Annotated in this window: 22 protein-coding genes; 6 read left to right on the forward strand and 16 right to left on the reverse strand. The window is 38.3% G+C overall.

What is annotated here, in order from left to right:
• Nucleotides 1-12 precede the first annotated feature (12 nt).
• The 3 genes from LV704_RS07980 to LV704_RS07990 are packed head-to-tail and all read left to right on the forward strand — an operon-like array spanning nucleotide 13 to nucleotide 2,327.
• A complete protein-coding gene (locus LV704_RS07980) occupies nucleotides 13-1,134 on the forward strand; it encodes a CNNM domain-containing protein (RefSeq protein ID WP_163420887.1) in 1,122 nt (373 codons plus the stop codon).
• On the forward strand, nucleotides 1,134-1,604 hold the full coding sequence (locus tag LV704_RS07985; protein ID WP_163420886.1) for a methylated-DNA--[protein]-cysteine S-methyltransferase: 471 nt from the start codon (nucleotides 1,134-1,136) through the stop codon (nucleotides 1,602-1,604). The genes LV704_RS07980 and LV704_RS07985 overlap by 1 nt, the downstream gene beginning before the upstream one ends.
• Before the next feature lie 9 nt (nucleotides 1,605-1,613).
• The gene (locus LV704_RS07990; RefSeq protein ID WP_163420885.1) at nucleotides 1,614-2,327 is read left to right on the forward strand and encodes a 3'-5' exonuclease; all 714 of its coding nucleotides are present in this window, start codon (nucleotides 1,614-1,616) and stop codon (nucleotides 2,325-2,327) included.
• A gap of 283 nt (nucleotides 2,328-2,610) precedes the next feature.
• On the opposite strand, the gene LV704_RS07995 is transcribed toward LV704_RS07990, so the two are convergent.
• Both LV704_RS07995 and LV704_RS08000 read right to left on the reverse strand, forming a co-directional pair.
• Complete coding sequence (locus LV704_RS07995) at nucleotides 2,611-4,806, reverse strand: S8 family serine peptidase (RefSeq protein ID WP_163420884.1); 2,196 nt, start codon at nucleotides 4,804-4,806, stop codon at nucleotides 2,611-2,613.
• Nucleotides 4,807-4,965: 159 nt separating this feature from the next.
• A complete protein-coding gene (locus tag LV704_RS08000) occupies nucleotides 4,966-5,913 on the reverse strand; it encodes an endonuclease (protein ID WP_163420883.1) in 948 nt (315 codons plus the stop codon).
• Nucleotides 5,914-6,010: 97 nt separating this feature from the next.
• Between LV704_RS08000 and hflX the strand changes: the two genes are divergently transcribed.
• Nucleotides 6,011-7,222 carry a GTPase HflX gene (gene hflX, locus LV704_RS08005; RefSeq protein ID WP_163420882.1) on the forward strand — a complete coding sequence of 404 codons (1,212 nt, stop codon included), beginning with the start codon at nucleotides 6,011-6,013 and terminating at the stop codon, nucleotides 7,220-7,222.
• A 266-nt stretch (nucleotides 7,223-7,488) separates the two neighbouring features.
• Here hflX and LV704_RS08010 read toward each other — a convergent pair whose 3' ends face one another.
• The 11 genes from LV704_RS08010 to LV704_RS08060 all read right to left on the reverse strand — a co-directional run bounded on the left by LV704_RS08010 (nucleotide 7,489) and on the right by LV704_RS08060 (nucleotide 18,072).
• A complete protein-coding gene (locus LV704_RS08010) occupies nucleotides 7,489-8,421 on the reverse strand; it encodes a DUF3078 domain-containing protein (RefSeq protein WP_163420881.1) in 933 nt (310 codons plus the stop codon).
• Between the two features lie 64 nt (nucleotides 8,422-8,485).
• Nucleotides 8,486-8,992, reverse strand: coding sequence for a DUF2480 family protein (locus tag LV704_RS08015; protein ID WP_163421846.1), 507 nt, complete (start codon nucleotides 8,990-8,992; stop codon nucleotides 8,486-8,488).
• A 22-nt stretch (nucleotides 8,993-9,014) separates the two neighbouring features.
• Nucleotides 9,015-9,344 carry an SUF system Fe-S cluster assembly protein gene (locus LV704_RS08020; RefSeq protein WP_163420880.1) on the reverse strand — a complete coding sequence of 110 codons (330 nt, stop codon included), beginning with the start codon at nucleotides 9,342-9,344 and terminating at the stop codon, nucleotides 9,015-9,017.
• Nucleotides 9,345-9,515: 171 nt separating this feature from the next.
• A complete protein-coding gene (locus LV704_RS08025; RefSeq protein ID WP_163420879.1) occupies nucleotides 9,516-9,938 on the reverse strand; it encodes a SufE family protein in 423 nt (140 codons plus the stop codon).
• 72 nt (nucleotides 9,939-10,010) lie between these two features.
• Nucleotides 10,011-11,237: an aminotransferase class V-fold PLP-dependent enzyme gene (locus tag LV704_RS08030; protein WP_163420878.1), complete on the reverse strand. Its 1,227-nt coding sequence runs from the start codon at nucleotides 11,235-11,237 to the stop codon at nucleotides 10,011-10,013.
• Between the two features lie 109 nt (nucleotides 11,238-11,346).
• Entirely contained in the window at nucleotides 11,347-12,663 is a 1,317-nt protein-coding gene (gene sufD, locus LV704_RS08035) for a Fe-S cluster assembly protein SufD (protein ID WP_163420877.1), read from the reverse strand.
• Between the two features lie 80 nt (nucleotides 12,664-12,743).
• The gene (gene sufC, locus LV704_RS08040; RefSeq protein ID WP_163420876.1) at nucleotides 12,744-13,496 is read right to left on the reverse strand and encodes a Fe-S cluster assembly ATPase SufC; all 753 of its coding nucleotides are present in this window, start codon (nucleotides 13,494-13,496) and stop codon (nucleotides 12,744-12,746) included.
• A gap of 27 nt (nucleotides 13,497-13,523) precedes the next feature.
• Nucleotides 13,524-14,969, reverse strand: coding sequence for a Fe-S cluster assembly protein SufB (gene sufB / locus LV704_RS08045; RefSeq protein ID WP_163420875.1), 1,446 nt, complete (start codon nucleotides 14,967-14,969; stop codon nucleotides 13,524-13,526).
• 39 nt (nucleotides 14,970-15,008) lie between these two features.
• Entirely contained in the window at nucleotides 15,009-15,338 is a 330-nt protein-coding gene (locus LV704_RS08050; RefSeq protein ID WP_163420874.1) for an iron-sulfur cluster assembly accessory protein, read from the reverse strand.
• A 118-nt stretch (nucleotides 15,339-15,456) separates the two neighbouring features.
• Nucleotides 15,457-16,797 (reverse strand): hypothetical protein, encoded by a 1,341-nt coding sequence (locus tag LV704_RS08055; RefSeq protein ID WP_233782172.1) that lies wholly within the window; start codon nucleotides 16,795-16,797, stop codon nucleotides 15,457-15,459.
• 9 nt (nucleotides 16,798-16,806) lie between these two features.
• Nucleotides 16,807-18,072: a choice-of-anchor B family protein gene (locus tag LV704_RS08060; RefSeq protein WP_163420873.1), complete on the reverse strand. Its 1,266-nt coding sequence runs from the start codon at nucleotides 18,070-18,072 to the stop codon at nucleotides 16,807-16,809.
• Nucleotides 18,073-18,135: 63 nt separating this feature from the next.
• On the opposite strand from LV704_RS08060, the gene thiL reads away from it, so the two are divergent.
• Nucleotides 18,136-19,182 (forward strand): thiamine-phosphate kinase, encoded by a 1,047-nt coding sequence (gene thiL / locus LV704_RS08065; RefSeq protein WP_163420872.1) that lies wholly within the window; start codon nucleotides 18,136-18,138, stop codon nucleotides 19,180-19,182.
• A gap of 126 nt (nucleotides 19,183-19,308) precedes the next feature.
• On the opposite strand, the gene LV704_RS08070 is transcribed toward thiL, so the two are convergent.
• Nucleotides 19,309-19,563, reverse strand: a complete 255-nt coding sequence (locus LV704_RS08070; protein ID WP_147741543.1) for a hypothetical protein — start codon at nucleotides 19,561-19,563, stop codon at nucleotides 19,309-19,311.
• A gap of 273 nt (nucleotides 19,564-19,836) precedes the next feature.
• Here LV704_RS08070 and brnQ point away from each other — a divergent pair, with 273 nt between their 5' ends.
• The gene (gene brnQ / locus LV704_RS08075) at nucleotides 19,837-21,108 is read left to right on the forward strand and encodes a branched-chain amino acid transport system II carrier protein (RefSeq protein WP_163420871.1); all 1,272 of its coding nucleotides are present in this window, start codon (nucleotides 19,837-19,839) and stop codon (nucleotides 21,106-21,108) included.
• Nucleotides 21,109-21,212: 104 nt separating this feature from the next.
• Here brnQ and LV704_RS08080 read toward each other — a convergent pair whose 3' ends face one another.
• Together LV704_RS08080 and LV704_RS08085 are read right to left on the reverse strand one after the other, a co-directional pair.
• The gene (locus LV704_RS08080) at nucleotides 21,213-21,836 is read right to left on the reverse strand and encodes a hypothetical protein (RefSeq protein ID WP_163420870.1); all 624 of its coding nucleotides are present in this window, start codon (nucleotides 21,834-21,836) and stop codon (nucleotides 21,213-21,215) included.
• 263 nt (nucleotides 21,837-22,099) lie between these two features.
• Complete coding sequence (locus tag LV704_RS08085; protein WP_163420869.1) at nucleotides 22,100-22,759, reverse strand: hypothetical protein; 660 nt, start codon at nucleotides 22,757-22,759, stop codon at nucleotides 22,100-22,102.
• Nucleotides 22,760-22,764 lie beyond the last annotated feature (5 nt).

Below are 22,764 nucleotides of genomic sequence, written 5' to 3' on the forward strand. Positions count from 1 at the left end.
TAGCTAAAACCAATGGGAATTCTACTTTTTTATGCCTTTATCTCTATATTCTTTTCATTTCTATGTTCCATTCTGGAAGCAGTATTGTTAAGCATTACCCCGACCTTCATTAATATAAAAAAACAAGAGGGCAAAGAGTACGCCAGCGAGCTGGAACTTCTTAAAAAGGATGTGGACAAACCCCTGATTGCCATTCTTACCCTTAATACCATTGCGCATACTGTAGGTGCCATTTTGGTTGGTGTTCAAGCTAAGGTTGCTTATGCAGAACTGTATGGGACCTCTACCCGTACTTTTATGGGGTTTGAATTTACCGAGGACCTTATGGTTGGCGTTGTGTCCACCCTAATGACTATTTTAATTTTGGTAGCCTCAGAAATTATTCCAAAAACGATAGGTGCAACCTACTGGAAACAGTTATCCAATTTCACGGCAAAAGCTTTAAACGTGATGGTCTTCATTCTTAAATGGACTGGCTTGCTATGGCTTCTGCAACTATTTACAAAACTTATAGGAAAAAAGGGGCATCATGGGAGTGTGTTAAGTAGAGAAGATTTTACAGCAATGACAGATATTGCCCATGAAGAAGGTGTTTTTCAGGAATCGGAATCCAAAGTGATTAAAAATCTTTTGAAGTTTGATGAAATCTTGGCCAAAGATGTAATGACACCAAGAACGGTGCTGAAAATTGCCTCTGAGGAAACTACTATCCAAGATTTTTTCGAAGCCAATAGGCCACTTCGCTTTTCAAGAATCCCGCTTTATAAAGATCGAATGGATAACATAACCGGCTACTTCCTAAAAGATGAGCTTATGGAGGCCATTATCAACAAAAAAGGCAAACAAGCTGTCTCTACTTTAAAACGCGAAATTTTAGTTACTGACCGCGCAAAACCCATTCCAGAACTATTTGAAAAGTTCGTAGCACAAAGAGAGCATGTTTCTTTAGTGGTTGATGAATATGGTTCGGTCAGTGGTTTGGTTACCATGGAAGATGTGATTGAAACATTGCTTGGGTTGGAGATTATGGACGAAAGCGACAACGTTGAAGACCTTCAAGTACTTGCTAGAAAGAACTGGGAAAGCAGAGCAAAGCGCATAGGAATTATTGAAGAAAAAGATGATATAAACTAATGGAAGTTGCTTATTTACAAACTCCCATGGGTATGGCAGAGCTTCAAGGTGACGAAAACGGACTTGCTTCAGTATCTGTTTTAAACGAAGAAAAACCTATTGGTATAATTCCCGAGGTTTTAGAGGATGCCATATATCAGTTTCAAGAATATTTTCAAGGAACCAGAGAGTATTTTGATTTAAAACTAAACCCCTCTGGAACTGATTTTCAAAAAAAGGTATGGGATGCCCTTTGTGAAATCCCCTACGGAAAAACAGTTTCTTATCTTGAGCTTTCTAAAAAATTGGGTGACCCCAAAGCCATACGCGCCGTAGCCGCCGCCAATGGTAAAAACCCACTCTGGATTATTGTTCCATGCCATCGAGTAATCGGAAGCAATGGAGATCTTGTTGGTTACGCCGGTGGGCTACACCGCAAGAAATGGCTTTTAGAACATGAGAGTCCTGCCAAGCAGATGACTCTCTTTTAATATTTTAATATGCTTTATAAACTTAACCTAGAACATATCCTCTTTTTGGATATTGAAACTGTACCCCAAAAACCAAGTTTCGCAGATTTAGATGAAACCACCCAAATGCTCTGGGAGCAAAAATCTCAGTACCAACGTAAAGATGAATTTACCCCAGAAGAGTTTTATGAACGTGCAGGAATCTGGGCTGAATTTGGCAAAGTAATCTGCATCTCTGTTGGTTACTTTATTGTTAAAGGCGATACCCGAAACTTTCGAGTCACTTCCTTTTACGGAGAGGAACTAGAACTCTTAAAACAGTTTAAACAATTGCTTCAGGAACATTTTAATCAGACCAGACACCTCCTGTGTGCCCATAATGGCAAAGAGTTCGATTTTCCCTACATAGCTCGTCGGATGGTCATTAATGGAATGAATTTGCCCTATAAATTAGATTTATTTGGCAAAAAACCTTGGGACATCCCTCATTTAGATACCATGGAGCTATGGAAGTTTGGGGATTACAAACATTTTACCTCGCTAAAATTGTTGGCCCATATATTGGGTATCCCTTCGCCCAAAGAGGATATGGATGGCAGCATGGTTAAAGGTGTTTTTTATGAAGAAAATGATTTAAATCGAATTGTTTCTTATTGCGAATTGGATGTTGTCACCACCGCTCAAGTTTTCTTGAAACTGCGAAATGAATCATTGCTTACTGAAGAAGAAATTAAAAAAATATGACCGTTACTAGGATAGGGATTTTACTTAAAATAAGAGAGAGATTTTCTGAATACCAATAAAAGTGAACATTGTCACTTCGAGCGCAGTTGAGAAGTCTTTAAAACTCCACTTTTTAAGTAGGTCTCGACTGCGCTCGACCTGACATGAGTCTCTATAAATTACAATCAAATGACAAAGATTTATCCTTGTATCGAACTCATATTAGTTAAGTAGAACGGGGGTTTTTCTGAAAAATCGTTTGCAACTATTCTACCCGTTTTAAGAAAGTATATGAAGGATATCCTTAGTTTTTATAAAATTTAGAGCTTTTCATACCAGAATGATCTTGAACGACCAAAACATACAGTCCAGAAGCTAAATCGGAAACATTTATCGCTTCTATTGGGGTGCCTTTCTTAACGATGTTGCCAGAAGAAGTAACAATAGAGTAAACTGCATCCTCAGACAGTTTTGCATCAACGGTAAGCCATTCTACTGCTGGGTTTGGATACAACATAATTTCCAGCTCTTCACCCACTTCAAAAGGTTTGTAGACAATAAGCTGCGTTTCTGCGCCATTAAACTCAAATTTAATTTCCTCCGAAAAATCGGATACCACGTTCTCAGTACAAATGGAACGAATCCTTGCTTCATAAGTAACTCCCTCTTCTAGGTTGGAGAATTCAAAACTGTTTTCCCAGACCAATTCACTGTTCCAATTGTTTTCATTTGAGGCCTTGTATTGAACTTCAAAAAGAGTCTCCTCAGCATCTGACCATGAAATGGTTGAGCTATCCTCTGTTGAGAAAAGCAATTCAATATTTGAAGGGATTTCTATGTTGCATTTTGAAACTTGGGCTCCAGAAACCAGTAATGAAAAATCTTGAAATCCGTTTACCAATGTCCCTTTATGCGAAACGGTAATGGTATACTCTCCTCTAGCATTATCAATTTCCACTCGTTCAAAAGGATCTACTAAATTGTCTCCTTTTGTAGCCGCATCATTTACTCTGGCAGCATTCAATTTCCAAGGGTAGTAGGTAGCTCCGTTTTTGGTGATTCTAATATCCAAATCGTTCATCAATGCTGGGGTTGTACCATTTAAATCTCCTCTATTGATGTATTCTCCTTCAGGATCTGTCCAAGAAATGGAAGCGAACAGAGTTTCATTTCCATTTGCATTAATGGTAATAGAAAAAGTATTACCATTTGTTAAACTTTCTTCTTCAATAAGGCTACTATAGCCTTTGTTTTGTAAAACTTCTGCAGCTGACTTTGCATTCATTATTCCCCATCCCATTTTGTAATCTGGCCCGGGAGCATGCACATCATCAGCAGTGTGCAAAGCAAGTCCTTTAAGTGTGGCCGCTTTCATAAAACCGTCATATAATTCTTCATGGTATTGCTGCAACAACAAAAGAGCCCCTGTTACCCCTGGTGCTGCCATTGAGGTGCCTGCGGAAGCATCGTAACTTGTATTGGTCGTAGAACTTGTAGAAAATATGGAAGACCCATCACCGGCAAGATCTGGTTTTATTCTGCCGTCATCAATGGGACCTTGACTGCTGTATGCTGCTATGTTGGCTTCAAGCAATTCTCCTTTACTTCCAATTTTTGTATTTGCCCCTGCAATGGTAAGCCCGTTTTTAGAAGTTGCAAATCCGAGTAATAAATCAAACCCATCAGCAGTTGTACCAAAATTGGGAGTTTCATTATCAAAAGATTTTTGGGCGTTACCCGCCGCTGTTACCTTTAAATAATATGGTGCATTGTACATGATTTTATCCCAATCTTGGGATACTTTAATATAAGATCCAAAATACCAATCAGGAACACGATCAGATTTTATTCCGTAGGAATGATTACTTAACAAAAGGCCATTAGCGGCAGCTTCTGCCACTTCAATTTTATCTCTGGTCCAATCATGGGAAAGTGCTTCAGCACCATATGCCACACCCTTTGCATTTGGTTTTATCCCAGAGGAGATAAGATTTCCGGTCACCAAGGTAGCGTGGAAACCTGTTTCTTCAGAGGCATCGCCATTTTTCGCTCTGCCATCAAACTCTTGGTGTGTTGTTAGTGCAACTCCAGCATCCCAAACACCTACTTGCAGTCCGCTTCCATCCAATCCTAAATTTAAAAGCCCATCTGAGTATAATACATTTGCTCTAGAGACTTGCCTTGATGGGTCGTTTAAGGTTGTATAAAACAGAGGTGTCCCGTCAGTTCCAATATCTTTAAGTGCTACTACCGTCCCGTCTGCCAGTTTTTCAGACCTTTTCCAATTATTGGTTTTTAGGATTTGATTTATTTTGACTTCTTTGGATTGTTGTTCGGCCTCCATCTTAGACACAAATGAGCCAATTTTATTTTGATTGTAGGTAGATTGAATAAAATCCTTTTCGGATTTTGATTGTCCAAAAGCAGAAAAAATGCTTAAAACTGAGAATAAAAAGGATGAAAAAATTCCTCTTGCCCAAGCAGGTATTTTGCAATCCATGATAATTGGTTAAGTAAGATTTGGACTACAAAGATATTATCGATTTAACATCTATCGATGAAAAACCCTTTTATTTCGACGAATTACATAGTGTTTAAAGATGAGCTGTTGTGAAACTACATTTTTATGTGGTGTAGTATTTTTCTTTCTTTTAAAAGCTTATTCATTTTCTTTTAAAACCACATAAACTGGGAAGTGATCACTATAGCCTCCCAGGTATTTTTTACCTGCAAAAGTCCTGAATGGATTGCCTTTGTATTTCCCTTTCCATTCCTTAAGAAATTTAGGGGCAAAAACTTTAGCCTTTCTAAAACTATGTGTCCCCTTTTCATAGTTTAAAAAACTATGTGAAATTAAAATTTGATCAAACAGACTCCACTTGCCTTTGTAATTGGCGCTTCCCGAATTTGGAGACAACAATTTCTGCATGGGGTTTACAAACGCCCCTGTTTCCATAATTTTTTGGATACTTTCAGAGTTTGGGTCATCATTAAAATCCCCCATGATAATGCAATTGAAACTCTCCATGGGCATATTGCCTATTTTTTGCAACACGGTTTCCGCGGCTTTTACTCTTTTATAACTGGTCTCATCTGACCCATCTCTTCGCGAAGGCCAGTGATTTACAAAAACATGAACCTCCTCTTCATGTAACATTCCATGTACGTATAAAATATCTCTTGTTAAATCTTGATCTCCATTGTTATTGGCCACCAATAAAGGAATGGTCTCTGAATCTAAAACCTTAAAATGGTCTCTATTGTAAACAAGGGCAGTATCTATTCCTCTTTCATCTGGCGAATTAAAATGCACATAAGCGTAATCAATTTCTTTTAGGGCCTTGGTATTTAGCAGTGCGTCAATGGCATTCTTGTTTTCAACCTCTGCAATTCCAATTAAAACTGGAGGTATACTACTCGCTTCTGCACCTATCAATGATATTGTCTTAGCAAGCTTCTTAGTTTTCCTGCTAAATTTGGACTCATCCCATCTCTTCATGCCATCCGGTGTAAAATCATCATCCAATGTATGGGGGTCATTCTTGGTATCAAAAAAGTTTTCGAGATTGTAAAACGCAATGGTAAACTGGTTTTCAAGGTTTTTCAATTTAAGATAGCTTAGGTGAGTTTCTGAAATTATAAAAATCCAAAGTACAAAAAACAGCTTCCAAAACATTGATTAGATTTGCACTTTAATTGATTCAATGCTAGAAAAGAAGGATACGGATTATGAAAAGGCGGTACTTATTGGTGTCATCAATAAGGATCAGGATGAAACCAAGGTCAAAGAATATTTGGACGAATTGGAATTTTTAACCTTTACCGCAGGCGGTGAGGTCACGCATAGATTTACCCAACGCATGGACGTTCCCAATCCTAAAACCTTAATAGGTAGTGGAAAAATGGAGGAGGTGGAGCAATATGTAAAGGCAAATGATATTGGCTCTGTAATTTTTGATGACGAGCTTTCTCCTGCACAACAACGAAATATTGAAAAACAACTTCGTTGTAAAATTATAGATAGGACAAGTTTAATCTTAGATATTTTCGCCCAAAGAGCGCAAACCAGCTATGCCAGAACTCAGGTAGAATTGGCACAATATCAATATCTATTGCCAAGACTAACTGGATTATGGACTCACCTGGAGCGGCAAAAAGGGGGTATAGGGATGCGTGGTCCTGGAGAAACCGAGATAGAAACGGATAGACGTATTGTACGAGATCGTATTTCACTCTTAAAAAAGAAGCTTACCAAAATAGATCGGCAGATGGAAACCCAACGAGGTAACCGTGGTGCTCTGGTCAGGGTCGCTCTAGTGGGCTATACCAATGTTGGTAAATCTACCCTAATGAATGTTATAAGCAAGAGTGATGTCTTTGCCGAAAATAAATTGTTTGCCACCTTGGATACTACAGTCAGAAAAGTGGTCATAGGTAATCTTCCTTTTTTGTTAAGTGATACCGTAGGTTTTATACGAAAGCTCCCTACTCAATTGGTGGAAAGCTTTAAAAGTACTTTAGACGAAGTCCGGGAAGCTGATCTCCTATTACATGTTGTGGATATTTCGCATCCACAGTTTGAAGAACATATAGATTCTGTCAATAAAATATTGGACGAGATTAAAAGTGCAGACAAAAAAGCCATCATGGTCTTTAATAAAATAGATCAATATCAACATGAGATTATAGATACTGATGATTTGGTAACTGAACGCACTTCTAGACATTTTACTATTGAGGATTGGAAAAAAACCTGGATGGAAAAAGTAGGTGATAGAGCGCTTTTTATCTCTGCATTGAACAAGGAAAATTTAGATGAGTTTAGAAAACGGGTATATGATGAAGTACGAGATATTCATGTGACCCGTTTTCCATATAACAACTTTTTGTATCCAGAGCATTTGGATCAATATTGAAAGCTCATTAGATGATGTGTTTTAGTTTACCGATGAAATACAATCGTTAACATTTTCCACCACATGTTTTTAGTTGTTCACAACAAAAATTTAAGGACAAGCAACAGAAAAGCTAATTTCATCCTGTTTTTAAGTGTTAACGTTACGACCTAGTCTTCCATAAGCTTAACCTACTTAGACCATGGTTTTAAAAACACAAAAATTACGCATAACCCCATAAAAAAAGCCCTCCAAATTGGAGGGCTTTTTTGTTGCAGTATATTTCTTTAAAAGGCGTAGCTCAATCCTAATGTCCAATAGGTTTGCAACTCATTATCAATAGTATCAAAAGTAGCGGTTGGGTCAGGAGTTGGTGCATTGTTCACAATGTAGTTAAGTGTTTCCTGCTTGTTGTTGCGCAATCCAAAATCAAAACCTACACCTATTACTTTCCATAGGGTATATGCAAAAGAGTTTGTCCAGGTCCAATTGCTCAAATCTCCACTTTCATAACTCTGAAACATGGAAAGATTACTCTTAAAGCTTACAGCTCCAATTTGTTTGGTATAATCTGCAACAATCTTTGCCCCCAATGAAGAATTGAAAATCGTATCCTCATTGCTAAAAACAAAATTGTAGTTTAAGGGATGGATCACTACCACTAAATCTGGTATGGGTGTCCAAGTTGCCCCTACCCCTAGATCCAAATAACCAGGGTCATTAAAATTACTTAAGATGGTAGTCCTGTATTCTGCCAAACCGGATATGGCAAACTTGTCACTCAATTTTCTTCCGTACAATGAGGAGATATTGAATACATCCGTAGATTCTCTAAAACCATCATCATCCGTTGGGTCATCCTTATCATCCAGTTTTACCCAGTTTAAGTTAATATTTGCGGCATTTCTCCAGAAGAATTTTTCTTCTTGTTGATTTGCAAATGCATTTACAGTAAAACCAATAGTCCCAGAAGAGTTATTGGGAATGCCTTGTGAAAACCAATTGTTAAACCCAGAAAGACTTCCGCCAATGGTTCCAAAGGCGCCTATTTTCCATCCAGGTAATGCATCTAGCTGCGATTGTAGTGCATTAACACGACCTTGAATTGCCGCAATGGAATCTTTCTTGGGACCAATTTGAGATTTTAATTCTTCTTCTGTTTGCGCTTTGACAGCAATGAGCAAAAAAAATGCTGCCACTGTAAAAAGTAGTTTTTTCATAGAATATGGAGTTTAGTGTTTAGAACCCCAAAAATAAGAAATGTCACATTTAAACGGATATTATTTACTTCTTCTTAAATAGGGGGACTGAAGAACAGGCCTCGCCATACATTACGCTTTTGGCCACCTGCTGTATTTTGGTGGTTGCCATAATGTAGGCATTTTGCGGCACGGGTTTATTGGAGCACCCTTTAATGATTACAGGCTTGTCCTCAAATTGGGAAACGTCCAAATTTTCGAGTACCGTTTGATAGAGTGCAGTTTCCAAATTTTCCAAAGTTCCTACTACTACTTTCTGGGCATATGGCGCTAGCTTCGAGGTCACCAACATATAAGCCCAACCTGGGACTATGGCATCTGTGGAACAACACAATGCCACATAGGTTTCTTTGTAAACTGACCAATTATGCTCCTCCAAGTATTTTCTGAATTCTTTCTCCCTTAAGATAAAGCCTTCATAGAGCCAGTCCTTAATATCAAGTACCACTCTCTGTCCTTGTGGATATAAATCCTCAAGGTCAAAGGTTATAAGTTTGCTTTGCGCAACTCTGTTTACTATTTCAGACATAATATTCCTGAATCTTTAACATACATTAAAGCATGCCCAACTCAAGTTTGGCTTCTTCACTCATTAGCTCTTGGGTCCAAGGTGGGTCAAAAGTAATTTCAACTTCCACATCTTTTAAGGCATCCAAAGATTTAACTTTTTCTTCCACCTCAACTGGTAACGTTTCAGCTACAGGGCAATTGGGTGATGTTAGGGTCATTAAAATCTTGACATCATTATCTTCATTTACAAAAACATCGTAAATAAGACCTAACTCATATATATCAACCGGGATTTCTGGATCGTAAATGGTCTTAAGGACCCTCACTATTTTCTCTCCCAATTCTTGTGTATCCACTACAATTTCTTCACTCATTTTTCTCAATTTAATTGTGTTTGATAAACACTTTTAACTACTAAAGTATTGCTCACCTAACAACTCCTATTTATGTCAGGTCGAGCGCAGTCGAGACCTTATTGTAATTCCAAATTCTAAGTACCTCTCGACTGCGCTCGAGGTGACAAATTCCACTTTATTGAACTCCCATTAATTCAACTGTGTTTGATAAGCTATGGCATATAATTTTAATTGCTTTACCATACTTACCAGCCCGTTTGCCCTTGTTGGCGAAAGATGTTCTTTAAGGCCTATTTCATCAATAAAACCTGTATTGGCATCAATAATAGCTTGCGGTTTCTGATTGCTAAACGCTCTTATTAAAATGGCAATGATTCCTTTTGTAATTATTGCATCGCTATCTGCGGTAAAGACCAGTTTATCATTATCCAATTCAGCATGAACCCATACTTTACTTTGACAGCCTTTGATAATATTATCGTCTGTTTTATATTGCTCATCAATCAACGGAAGTGATTTGCCCAATTCAATCATATACTCATACCGCTGCATCCAATCATCGAACATGGAGAACTCATCTACAATCTCTTCCTGTATCTTTTCTATGGTCATGTGTCAGTTTTGTTCAAAAATACAACTAGGATAGTTGCTAGTCAAACGTTTAAGATAAAGATAACTTCTATGTTAAAGCAACATATTTCTAGCTCGCTTTACGCCTTCAACCAAAACATCCACCTCTTCTTTTGTGTTATAAAAACTGAAGCTGGCCCTAACGGTGCCCGGTATTTGGTAAAAGTCCATAATGGGCTGCGCGCAATGATGACCAGTACGAACAGCTATACCTAATTTATCTAAAATACTACCAATATCATATGGGTGGATTCTTTCAACATTAAAAGAGATAACAGAAGTCTTATTTTTTGCGGTTCCGTATATTTTTAATCCATCGATTGCTAGCAATTGTTCGGTAGCATATTTAAGTAGTTCTTCTTCATATTGTGCAATAGCCCCAAAGCCTATACTGTTCATGTAATCCAAAGCGGCACCAAAAGCTATTCCACCGCAAATATTAGGGGTCCCCGCTTCAAACTTATGCGGCAAGTCGGCGTACGTTGTTTTTTCAAAAGTGACCTCGGCAATCATTTCGCCACCACCTTGATATGGAGGCAATTTATTCAACCATTCTTCTTTACCATACAACATTCCTACTCCGGTTGGCCCACAAATCTTATGCGCCGAAACTGTATAAAAGTCAACATCCAAATCTTGCATATCTGCTTTTATGTGCGGTGCTGCCTGCGCACCATCTACTAAAACCGCTGCTCCGACTTTATGGGATGCTTCAATAATTTCTTCTATGGGGTTTATCGTTCCCAAGGCATTGGACACATGATTGCAAAACACCATCTTGGTCTTGTCTGAAAGTAACTCATGAAATGCCTCCATAACCAACTCCCCATTCTGGTTCATTGGGATTACTTTTAAAATAGCTCCAGTACGTTCGCAAAGCATTTGCCATGGCACTATATTGGAATGGTGCTCCATGGCCGAAACAAGGATCTCGTCTCCTTCTTTTACAAAAGATGTAAATCCATTGGCCACCAAATTAATACTATGCGTAGTCCCAGAAGTTAGAATTACCTCATAGGTATTAGCGATGTTATAGTGTTTCTGAATTTTAATTCGTGCCGCTTCGTATGCATCCGTAGCTTCTTGTGAAAGACTATGTACCCCTCGGTGAATATTGGCATTGTAATTTTGGTAATAGTCAACAATAACATCAATCACCTGCTGTGGTGTTTGCGACGTAGCGGCATTGTCTAAATACACCAATGGTTTTCCATTAACTTCCCTATTTAGAATGGGAAAGTCTTTGCGGATTTTATCAACCTTAAACTTTGTTTCCACCATATTTTTAATTTGTCATTTTGAACAAAGTGAAAAATCTAAAATGTTATGGGATTTCTCGCTTTTCCTTCGACTGTGTTCAGGATGACAGCTCGAAATGATACTGAATGCATTACAATTCAAACCCAACACGAACGCCAAGTTTATTGGCTATAATCTTGTTGATTCTTGTTTTAAGCTCAGGAATTCTAACACTTTCCAAAACGTTATTGGCAAAGGCATACATTAACAAAGCTGTTGCCTCTTTCTTGGGAATACCCCTAGATTGAAGATAAAACAAGGCATCCTCATCTAACTGTCCAATGGTACATCCGTGCGAGCACTTAACATCATCGGCAAAAATTTCTAGTTGCGGTTTCGTGTTGACGGTAGCCTTATCACTAATCAATATATTATTGTTCTGCTGAAAGGCATTGGTCTTTTGGGCAATCTTGTCTACAATAATTTTTCCATTGAAGACTCCAGTAGATTTCTCACCAAAAATTCCTTTGTAATCTTGATGGCTTTCACAATTTGGTTGTGCATGGTGCACCAAAGTATGGTGATCTACATGTTGCTTTTCACCTAAAATGGTAACTCCTTTAAGCACAGAGTCCATATATTCTCCATTTTGATAAAAGTTCAAATTGTTCCGAGTGAGTTTTCCTCCAAACGAAAAGGTATGCACACGAACAATGCTCTTATCCTTTTGAGAAATATAAGTATTGTCAATCAGCGACGCAGTATTTTCATCATTTTGAACCTTGTAGTAATCCACATTGGCATCCTTTGCCGCAAAAATTTCTGTCACAGAATTCGTAAGTACTTCGTTGCCCGTTAAACTTTGGTGGCGTTCTATAATTTGTACTTCAGCATTTTCTTCAACGATAACCAAGTTGCGCGGCTGTAACATTAAAGCAGCTTCATTACCTGTTGCCAAGTGCACTATTTGAATGGGTTTCTTAGGCACCTTATTTTTCGGAATATAAATGTAGGCTCCCTCTTTGCTAAAGGCTGTATTCAAAGTGGTCAAAGATTCGTCTTTTGACGCTACTTTGTTGAAATATACATCTATAACCTGCTTGTATTGTGGCTTGGTCAATGCAGCGCTCATTAAGCACACATCCACACCATCATGAGTGGTCTCAGATAGATATGAACTATAAACACCATCAATAAATACAATTTTGTAGGTATCTATTTCATGAAGGAAATACTTTTTAATATCCTTGTATTCAAGCGTGTTTTCCTTTTTTGGGAAAATACTAAAGTCCACTTTTTGAATGCCGTTCAATGACGTATATTTCCAAGCTTCTTCCTTTTTGGAAGGAAAACCTTTTTCTTCAAAATTCTTGATGGCTTCGGAACGAACCTCATGTACTGGATGATCCAAGTCCACGTTGTTCTCAAAAGCTAAAAATGAAGAAAGTAATTTATCTTTTAAATCCATTGTTTATCAGTTGTCAGTTGTCAGTCGCCAGTTATCAGTTTTTCAACACCCGGTTTCTGACATCTGAAATCTTATCTCTGTTATACTACCGTTTCCTGTTTTATCCAGTCGTATCCTTTCTCTTCCAATTCCAAAGCCAGTTCCTTTGTGCCAGACTTTACAATTTTTCCATCATGCAACACATGCACAAAATCAGGAACAATATATTCTAACAACCTTTGGTAGTGAGTAATCACGATAATAGCATTGTCTTCTCCCCTAAGCTTATTGACCCCATTGGCCACAATACGAAGTGCGTCAATATCCAGTCCAGAATCTGTCTCATCCAAAATGGCCAACTTAGGCTCCAGCATTGCCATTTGAAAAATTTCATTCCTTTTCTTCTCTCCTCCTGAAAATCCTTCGTTAAGGGAACGTGACAAAAATTTTCTGTCAATTTCCAACATTTCAGACTTCTCACGAATGAGTTTCAGCATTTGGTTTGCTGGCATATCCTCCAAACCTCTTGCATTTCTAGATGCATTAATTGCCGTCTTCATAAAATTGGTCACAGAAACCCCCGGAATCTCAACCGGGTATTGAAATGATAAGAAGATTCCTTTATGTGCTCTTTCTTCTGGATCTAATTCTTCCAAATCCTCACCATCCAAAGCAATACTGCCTTTCTTTATCTCAAACTCTTCTTTTCCGGCAATTACAGATGCCAAGGTACTCTTACCAGAGCCGTTTGGTCCCATAATAGCATGAACCTCTCCTGCGTTCACGTCAAGGTTGATTCCGTTCAAGATTTTCTTATCTTCTATGCTTGCGTGTAAATCTTTAATTTCTAACATCGTGTCTTGTTCAATAATGTTTAATGGTTATCCCACTGAGCCTTCAAGGCTTATTTCCAATAATTTTTGAGCTTCTACCGCAAACTCCATTGGGAGTTTGTTCAAAACCTCTTTGCTAAATCCGTTCACAATCAAAGCAATGGCTTTTTCTGTATCTATACCTCGTTGATTGCAATAGAAAATTTGGTCCTCCCCAATTTTACTGGTTGTGGCCTCGTGTTCTATCTGAGCTGTTTTGTTTTTGGCTTCTATATACGGGAATGTATGTGCTCCACAACGATTCCCCATCAACAACGAATCGCACTGTGAAAAATTTCTGGCATTTTCCGCCCTGCTATTCACCTGTACCAACCCTCGATAACTATTCTGTGATTGACCCGCAGAAATTCCTTTGGAAATAATGGTACTCTTGGTGTTTTTGCCCAAGTGAATCATTTTTGTTCCAGTGTCTGCTTGCTGAAAATTGTTGGTCACGGCAATTGAATAAAATTCCCCTACTGAGTTATTTCCTTTTAAAACGCAAGAAGGGTATTTCCAGGTTACGGCTGAACCTGTTTCCACCTGAGTCCAAGAAATTTTTGCATTCTCCTCACACAAACCTCTTTTGGTTACAAAGTTGTAAACCCCGCCTTTTCCTTCTTTATCTCCAGGAAACCAATTCTGAACGGTAGAGTATTTAATTTCAGCGTCATCTAAAGCAATAAGTTCAACCACTGCTGCATGTAATTGATTTTCATCTCTTGATGGAGCAGTACAGCCTTCTAAATAACTTACATAACTACCTTCATCTGCAATCACCAGGGTACGTTCAAACTGGCCTGTCCCCCCTTCATTAATTCTAAAATATGTTGATAGTTCCATGGGGCATTTTACCCCTTTTGGAATGTAACAGAAAGAACCATCTGTAAATACAGCAGAATTTAAGGCTGCATAAAAGTTATCCGTTTTTGGGACAATAGTTCCCATGTATTTTTTTACCAATTCTGGGTGTTCTTGTATTGCTTCGGAAATAGGCATGAAGATGATTCCTTTTTCTGCCAATGTCTTTTTAAAAGTGGTTGCTACCGAAACAGAATCCACTACAATATCCACAGCAACATTTTGTAATCTCTTTTGCTCATCGACAGAAATTCCCAATTTTCGGTACATCTCCAATAAATCAGGATCTACATCGTCCAATGATTTATTGGGGTCCGCTGATTTGGGAGCTGAATAGTAACTGATTGCTTGAAAATCCGGTTTCTCATAATGAACATTTGCCCATTCTGGCTCTTCCATTTTTTCCCAAACACGAAAAGCTTCCAAACGCCAATCGGTCATCCAATCAGGTTCGTTCTTTTTCTTGGAAATTGCACGAACAATATCTTCGTTTAATCCCTTTGGAAAAGTATCCGATTCAATATCTGTGTAGAAACCATACTCATATTCCTTGGTTTCCAATTCTTTCTTTAATTCTTCTTCTGTATATGCCATGTGTTCTCCGTTAGTTTATTGGCAATTGACAATCAACGGTTATAATGAAAAGCTTTCCCCGCATCCACAAGTGCGCTGGGCATTTGGATTATTGAAGACAAAACCTTTCCCGTTCAATCCACCTGAATACTCTAAGGTGGTACCAACCAGGTATAAAAAGCTCTTTTTATCAACGATTATTCGAACAGCATTGTCTTCGAAAACTTTATCGGTATCCGTTGAGGATGTATCAAATTTTAATTCATAGGATAATCCACTGCAACCTCCGCTTTTTACACCTACACGTACAAAATCTGTAGAAGCATCAAAGCCTTCTTCGGTCATCATCGTCACCACTTTATGTTTGGCTGTTTCTGAAACTTTAATCATTCTTACTTGGATTTAATCTAAATAGCTAACAAATATAGTTTATAAGTAGGGTTTTTCAACACTTCCTAACATTATAATAACGAATAATCGAATAGGTGTTATCTATTGAAAACGAGGGCTATTTAATTTTGATGACCACAAGATCGGTCATGCCCCTTAATTGAATGCCTGGAAAGTCGTCACTAGCGGTTTCCCCTACTAGAATTAGGCTACCATCTTCAGTTTCCAAAGTATCAAAACCATAATCCAAGCCCGACCCCCCAAAAGTACTTTGATACGCTATGTTCCCTTCGGAATCTGTTTTTATGACCCAAAGGTCATTTTCTCCATTGTTCTCACTGAGGTCACCATCAGAGCTCTTGGAATTTCCTGCAATTACAAAGCCCCCATCTGAAGTTGAGCTTAACCCTCTAGCTGCATCAAAACCAGCTCCACCATAGTTTTTTTCCCAAACAAGATTGCCATTGTCATCAATCTTTATCAACCAAACATCTGACTCTCCGTTATTTTTTGAAACATCCGTATCTGTACTGAAGGTGTTTCCTGTAATAACGTATGAGTTATCATTGGTTTTTACAATATCATAGGACTTGTCTATTCCCGTTCCCCCAAAAGAGCTTTCCCATAATAGCGTTCCAGTACTGCTCACTTTTACCACCCAAAAATCATAGCTTCCTTTGGAGTTAGAAATATCAAAGTCATTACTTTCTGATGCTCCCGCCATCAATAGCCCTCCATCATTTGCTTCCAATACTCCAAAAGACCTGTCATTATTTGTGCCCCCAAAATATCTACGCCAAACCAGGTTTCCGTCAATATCCAATTTTGTGCCCCAAAACTCCCCCACTCCATGACGGGTCAAATAGTTTCCTTTTCCTGTATTTCCTTCTCCCCCAGAAGAGGTAACATCCAAAAATCCAGCAAAGAAAAGTCCACCATCTGAGGTTTCGGTTACATCATAGGAATGGTCATGTCCAGAAAAGCCAAAACTCTTCTCCCAAAGAATATTTCCACTAGCATCTAGGCGCAAAATCCAATTGTCATGAAACCCTTCATTGTTACTGCCATCGCCATCATCACTCATGGCATACCCTACAATGGCATAACCTCCATCCGAAGTTTGTACCACAGATTGGCCTCTGTCATCCTTGCTTCCTCCGTAAGTTTTATTCCATTGTAAATTGCCTTCAGCGTCTAATTTTAGCAACCAATAGTCATTTACCGCTGTGGTTTTTCTTACTAAGTCCCCATCAGTACTATTGCTATACCCTAAAACTGCATATCCTCCATCTGAAGTCTGAACAACAGCTTGCGCGGTTTCTTCACCTGTACCTCCAAAATTTTTAACCCAATCCACCTCACCTAAAAAGGTTACTTCCTCTATAGGGTTTGGTTCCGTATCATCATTAGTGCATGATCCAAAGACCACTAATGCAAAAACCATCAACATCTTTTTCATAGCTAAAGTCTAATTGGATTTTTGAACTACAAATAGTCCTGAGTCAGTATCATTTATAATAATCTTTCCACTTTCAAAAAAGGGATAGACACTCCACACGCCATTAAACCGAGCAGTGTCATTGGAAGGATATGTATCAAAAAATGCTATTTCTGTAATGGTTTCGTTTTCAATATCCGAAATATCCAAAACACGCATTCCTGCCGTGTAATTGGCCAGGAAAAATTCATCGCCCAATACATATCCATTATGATCAATAGCACCTGTTGGGCCAAGATATGTGGTATGTAAAGTTGGGTTATCCAAATCCGTTAAATCAAAAACAAGGGTCCTGGAATTGAATCCGAAATCTGTTTCATCAAGCTCGTCTCCCAAAATAAAGTACCGCTGGTCTTCTGTAAACCAACCTTGGTGGGTATACCCGATATTACCATACATCAATGTTCCTATCTCAACAGGGTTGTCTTTATCCGTAATATCGGCTATTGCAATTTGGTTCTCGTTGGCTCCAATAAATATTTCGCGCCCAGTATAATCTGCATCTGGACCATTATAGGTGATTACTTGAGCATCGTGCGTGTAGCCGTTGGTCCCATACCCTCCTACTCCGTTGGGGCTTGTTGGATTTTGAATATCAATAAAATGAACCCCTCCGTTGAAAGCATCATTACGAGCTGTTCCAACTGGGTATGCAAAACCTATTTCTTCATTGATTACAATGTTATGTGCATTTCCTATTCCCTCATATCTGGCATCCGCAGTAAATTGTTGGGGCGGGTTTTCAACATTCCGCAATTTGGTAAGGTCAAAAACTTGCATGCCGTGGTTTGTCGCCTCCGCAACAATAAAAGCATGATTGCCATATACTTTAACATCTCGCCAAGTACTAGCCACGGTAGCAGTTAAAAGTTTTCCCAGATAGACAGGGTTTTCGGTATCGGTAATATCAACAAAGGCTGTTCCATTGTCCAAACCTATTACGGCATACTCTCTATTGTTTGGAGTATCTGTCCATCCCCAAATATCATTTGCTGCGGAAGCCCCAAAGGCATTTAGGTCCATTTGAAATAATAGGTCGTAACCGTTACAAGGGTAGATTGAAGCGGTACCGCCTTGGCATGGTGATGAACTTGTAGTTACAAGACCGGTACCCAAATTGGGGCCATCACCATTGTTCATATCACCATTGCCCGAGTTGGGATCACCTCCATCATCACTTGAACACCCAAAAATAAGAAACGCCGCAAGGAGCGTTAATAAAGTAGGTCTCAACATTCTATAGCAATTTTAAGTTTCTACTAAAGATACAATTTATAATTATCCTCTTATTTTTGCCGAATGATAGAAGATAAGAATCCGCAAAGAACATCGCTTGAGAATTTAGGGGAATTTGGATTGATTAAGCATTTGACCAAAAACTTTGAGTTAAATCAAGATTCATCAGTTGTAGGAATAGGTGATGATGCCGCCGTCTTGGATTTTAAAGACAAAAAAACAATAGTTACCACGGATATGCTGGTAGAGGGAGTTCATTTTGACCTCAGCTATATGCCTTTAAAACATTTGGGCTATAAATCTGTCATTGTAAACCTTTCGGATATTTATGCCATGAATGCAAGGGCAACTCAAATTACCGTTTCCATTGCGGTCTCCAACAGATTTCCGTTAGAGGCACTTGAAGAATTTTACGAAGGTGTAGCAATGGCTTGCCAAATGTACAAGGTGGATTTGGTTGGTGGAGATACTACCTCATCTACAAAAGGTATGCTGGTTAGTATTACCGCTTTGGGAATTGCTGAGGAAAATGAAATCGTTTATAGAAACGGTACCAAACCAAATGAATTGTTGGTCGTTACCGGCGACTTGGGTGGCGCCTATCTTGGGCTTCAAGTTTTGGAACGTGAAAAAGAGGTCTTTAAAGTAAACCCGAACAATCAGCCAGACCTTGAACCTTATTCTTATGTTGTTGAGCGTCAATTAAAACCAGAGGCCAGAATGGATGTTGTTGAACTATTGGAAAAACTTGAGGTGAAGCCTACTGCAATGATCGATATTAGTGATGGCCTCTCTTCTGAGATTTTGCACTTATGTGAACAAAGTGGTGTGGGCTGTAATCTTTTTGAAGATAAAATTCCTTTGGATCCTACGGTCATCTCAGCAGCAGAAGAATTTAAAATGGACTCTACCATGATTGCTTTGAGCGGTGGTGAGGATTATGAATTGTTAATGACCATTGATCAAGCAGATTTTCCAAAAATAAAGGGCAATCCCAACCTAACGGTTATTGGGCATATGGCATCTAAAGAAGAAGGAGCGCATTTAATTACTAGGGGAGATACAAAAATTCCATTATCGGCACAGGGATGGAATTCATTTACATCATAAAAAAATCCCGAAAACCAAGAGCATTTCTCGCTAGACGGTCTTGGGGCACAGGACTGAATAGACAAAGCGCTTTCTTAATTTCCGGGAATAAACCTTGAAATTATTTCTCAGAAAGTAAAACGTAAATTACGCTACTTGCGGAACTTGTCTATTATGTCTTTTACGGTACATGTCTTCTAAAGTACTGTTGATGTCTTGCATTTGAGGAGTCAATGCAGATAATTTACCACTTACATCTGTGGTAACTTCTTTTTGACAATGTAAACACTTGTACTCTTTAATGTGTTGTGTAACTCTTTTGGACACTACATAGTGATGCCCGAATAAGTTACAGAAGAAAGAAGAGAATTTGTTGCCATGTTGGGTAGTGGATGTCTTCATAAGTTAGGTTTGTTTGGGAAGCGCATTAGTACGATTTGGGAATCGAAAAACGCAAAAACATTTTACTGTAATTTTATGTTATAAGAATTGAATTTTAATTAGTCCTTATTTTAGCAACGCATGTTAATAACTTTTTATTTCATCAACTTTTTTCTAAAGTCATTTTTTCGATGAAATACACCCTTATCGATAAAAAGTTATATTCAAGCGTTGAAATACAATGCTCTAATATAGTTTTTTGATTTATTTTAACAAAAAAATTATTAACAATACATGAATCGTAAAACCATCGCCATAACCGCTTTTGCCCTTTTCTCTTTATTTTTTGGTGCAGGCAATCTTATTCTTCCCCCGCAATTAGGATTTAAGTCTGGTGACCTTTGGTGGCTAGTCGCTTTTGGGTTTTGTCTTTCCGCTGTTCTAATTCCCATTTTGGGCATTTTGGCTCATGCCAAGTTACAGGGGACTATGTTCGATTTTGCCAAGAAAGTATCTCCAATATTCAGTTTGGTGTATTGTTATCTAGTGTATGCGATTTCCATTTCGTTGCCCTCACCAAGAACAGCTTCGGTTACGCACGAGATGGCCATTCAACCTGTATGGGATTCCTCTTCGTTGGTTACCAGTATTATATACTTTGCATTGGTCTATATTTTTGTGGTCAATCGTTCTAAGATTTTAGACGTGGTAGGTAAGTTTCTTACCCCTGGAATATTGATTATCCTCCTCCTTATTATAGGAGCGTCCATCTTTACTTTGGATTTTGACTTTGGAACAACCGAATTCGAAAGTCCATTTACCCATGGAATCTTGGAAGGATATCAAACCTTTGATGCTATTGGTGCCGTAGTGGTGGGTGGGGTGATTATTATTTCCATAAATCTAAAAGATGATGCGGCGTCCTATGAGGTCAAAAGAAGCTTGATTCGCAAAGTAGGTTGGTTGGCCGGACTTGGTCTCTTTTTAGTCTATACCGGACTTATTATTACTGGAGCATTGTTTCATGATTCCTTTGATGCTGAAGTTTCCAGGACTGCCCTTTTAAGCGGTATAAGTTTAAAGACCTTGGGGGGCACTGCCAATCTAATGCTCAGCATTTTGGTAAGCCTTGCCTGTTTTACCACGGCGGTTGGTATTGTAACGGGAACAGCAGATTTTATTAAAGGACGTTTTAATGATTCTAGACAGGCTTATATTATCACAGCCATCATTGGCTGTATTCTTGGAGTATTAATGGGGCAGTTTAATGTGGGGTATATTATTGCTGTGGCCCTACCTGCTTTAATGTTTATCTATCCTATTACCATTATCCTTATTCTTTTGAATGTGGCACCTGAGAATCTTGCCTCAGCCAAAGTATTTAAATGGGTGGTCGCAGCAACCATTCTATTTAGCATCCCTGATTTTTTGGGAAGCATTGGTTGGGGCGAATATATCTCTGGAATTACGCCATGGATTCCGTTAAGCCAATTTCATATGGGATGGGTATTGCCTGCTTTGGCAGTTTTTGTTTTGGCTAATTTTATTGGGAAAACATCGGGATAGGTTTTTTGGAATGGCACTTATTGGTCATGTGTATGATTAGTTGCGGATTTTTCAGCAGAAAATGTCCTCCTGCAATCAATTATACACCGTGTTGTGGTGCGTATTTATTCCATTATTTCTATTTCCATCTCCGTTGGGGGAGGTGGAGGAGGTGGAGGAACGATGTATTCTTCATAGGGATTCAGCCATATTTTTAATTCCTTGTGCTCATTGGTGACTCTTGAATATGAGTTAGTCAAAATGTCCAATGTCAAGGGTAATTTGGCAGGTCCATTTTCGACATAAGAGATTTGAATTAAGTATTTTTTTGGGCTGTCGGCCAAAATTGGATTTCGTCCCTTGTTTTCAAGGTCTTTGCGTAAAGTCTTTTCTAAACTGTCAATTGGTGAAAATGAAGAACGTGTCTTTGTTATTGAGTCATTTACTATTTCTAGTGTATTCTTTCGTTTTATTAAGATACAACCAAAATTGTCCCAACAAGGATTTTGCAAATAGACTATTTTGACTTCTTTGTCCTTTTTCAAGGTTATTTTTGGTAAGCTATCATTACAGGCAATCTCCTCAGTCCGTTTGATTAAATCCTCCCATGTTTTGAAATTGGCTGGTTGTAACTCTACACTCAAACTGTCGCTTTGCCCATCCAAAAGTCCGAATTCCTTTGGAATTACTTGCTGATTTTTTTGTTCTGAGTTTTTACAAGAAACTACTCCTGCAAACAGCAGAATCAAAATTGATATTTTATTGAAGTTTTTCACTTTTCTTATATGCACCACAACATTAAGCTAAAAATCGTTTTAATGATTCTTTAGCGACCGATAAGTGAAGTTAGCTGAATTTAAGTTTAAAATCAAAGAAAGATTGATGGTTTGAACTCGCCAAAAAGCCAAGCCCAATTTACATTTGACAAGGCAGACTGAGGTAGGACCTATACTTAAGAAAAAAGAATTTCCTTGTGGGAATATCAAATGGGGTGGTTTTAATTTTCAACCTGTTACTTGGTAATTTTATATCTAAACTCAAGTTTAATGGTGTCTTGAGTTTCATTGTTTATTCCATTGAGAACCTCCCAATTTGTAAAAGGAACAATCTGGGGTTTATACGGAATCTCTAAATAATGTTCAGGTGTCTCATATCCATTAGATCTGATGTAAAACTTTCTTCCATCCTCATAAAAAATAGCATTCCTGTTTTCATACACATATAAACCTCCTTCTACTTTTTCATTCCTTATCTTACTATGTGATCCTCCCTTGGAGCTTCTGAATGAAAAGGTTCCACCTTTTAAGCTTTCCGCTGTTCTAATTTCAAATGTTAGCCTATGTGCTTGTTTTTCTATACTTACTTGCCTGGGCGTTCCTATTTCAAAAAATGTAACAGCAAGTATTAACAATGGCAGCGTTATAGGGACGAAAAAAAGAAATTTAACCCAAGTGGAGGTAATACCCTTGAAAAAAAAGGCGTTTACAATGGTAAGAACAACTGCAATTAAAAGTAATATTCCCAGACCATAAAAAAAGGTCAGCCCTTTTGCCATTCCATTTCCTGCGGCATCACTCCCGGTAAATTGTTGATTTGAGAAGTCTATATACATAATAACCAGTACGATGACATAAATGACTACCGAGGTAATAATAATTTTATTTGATGTCATATAGT

Origin of the sequence: Flagellimonas sp. CMM7 (genome assembly GCF_021390195.1) — a bacterium.
Classification (GTDB): domain Bacteria; phylum Bacteroidota; class Bacteroidia; order Flavobacteriales; family Flavobacteriaceae; genus Flagellimonas.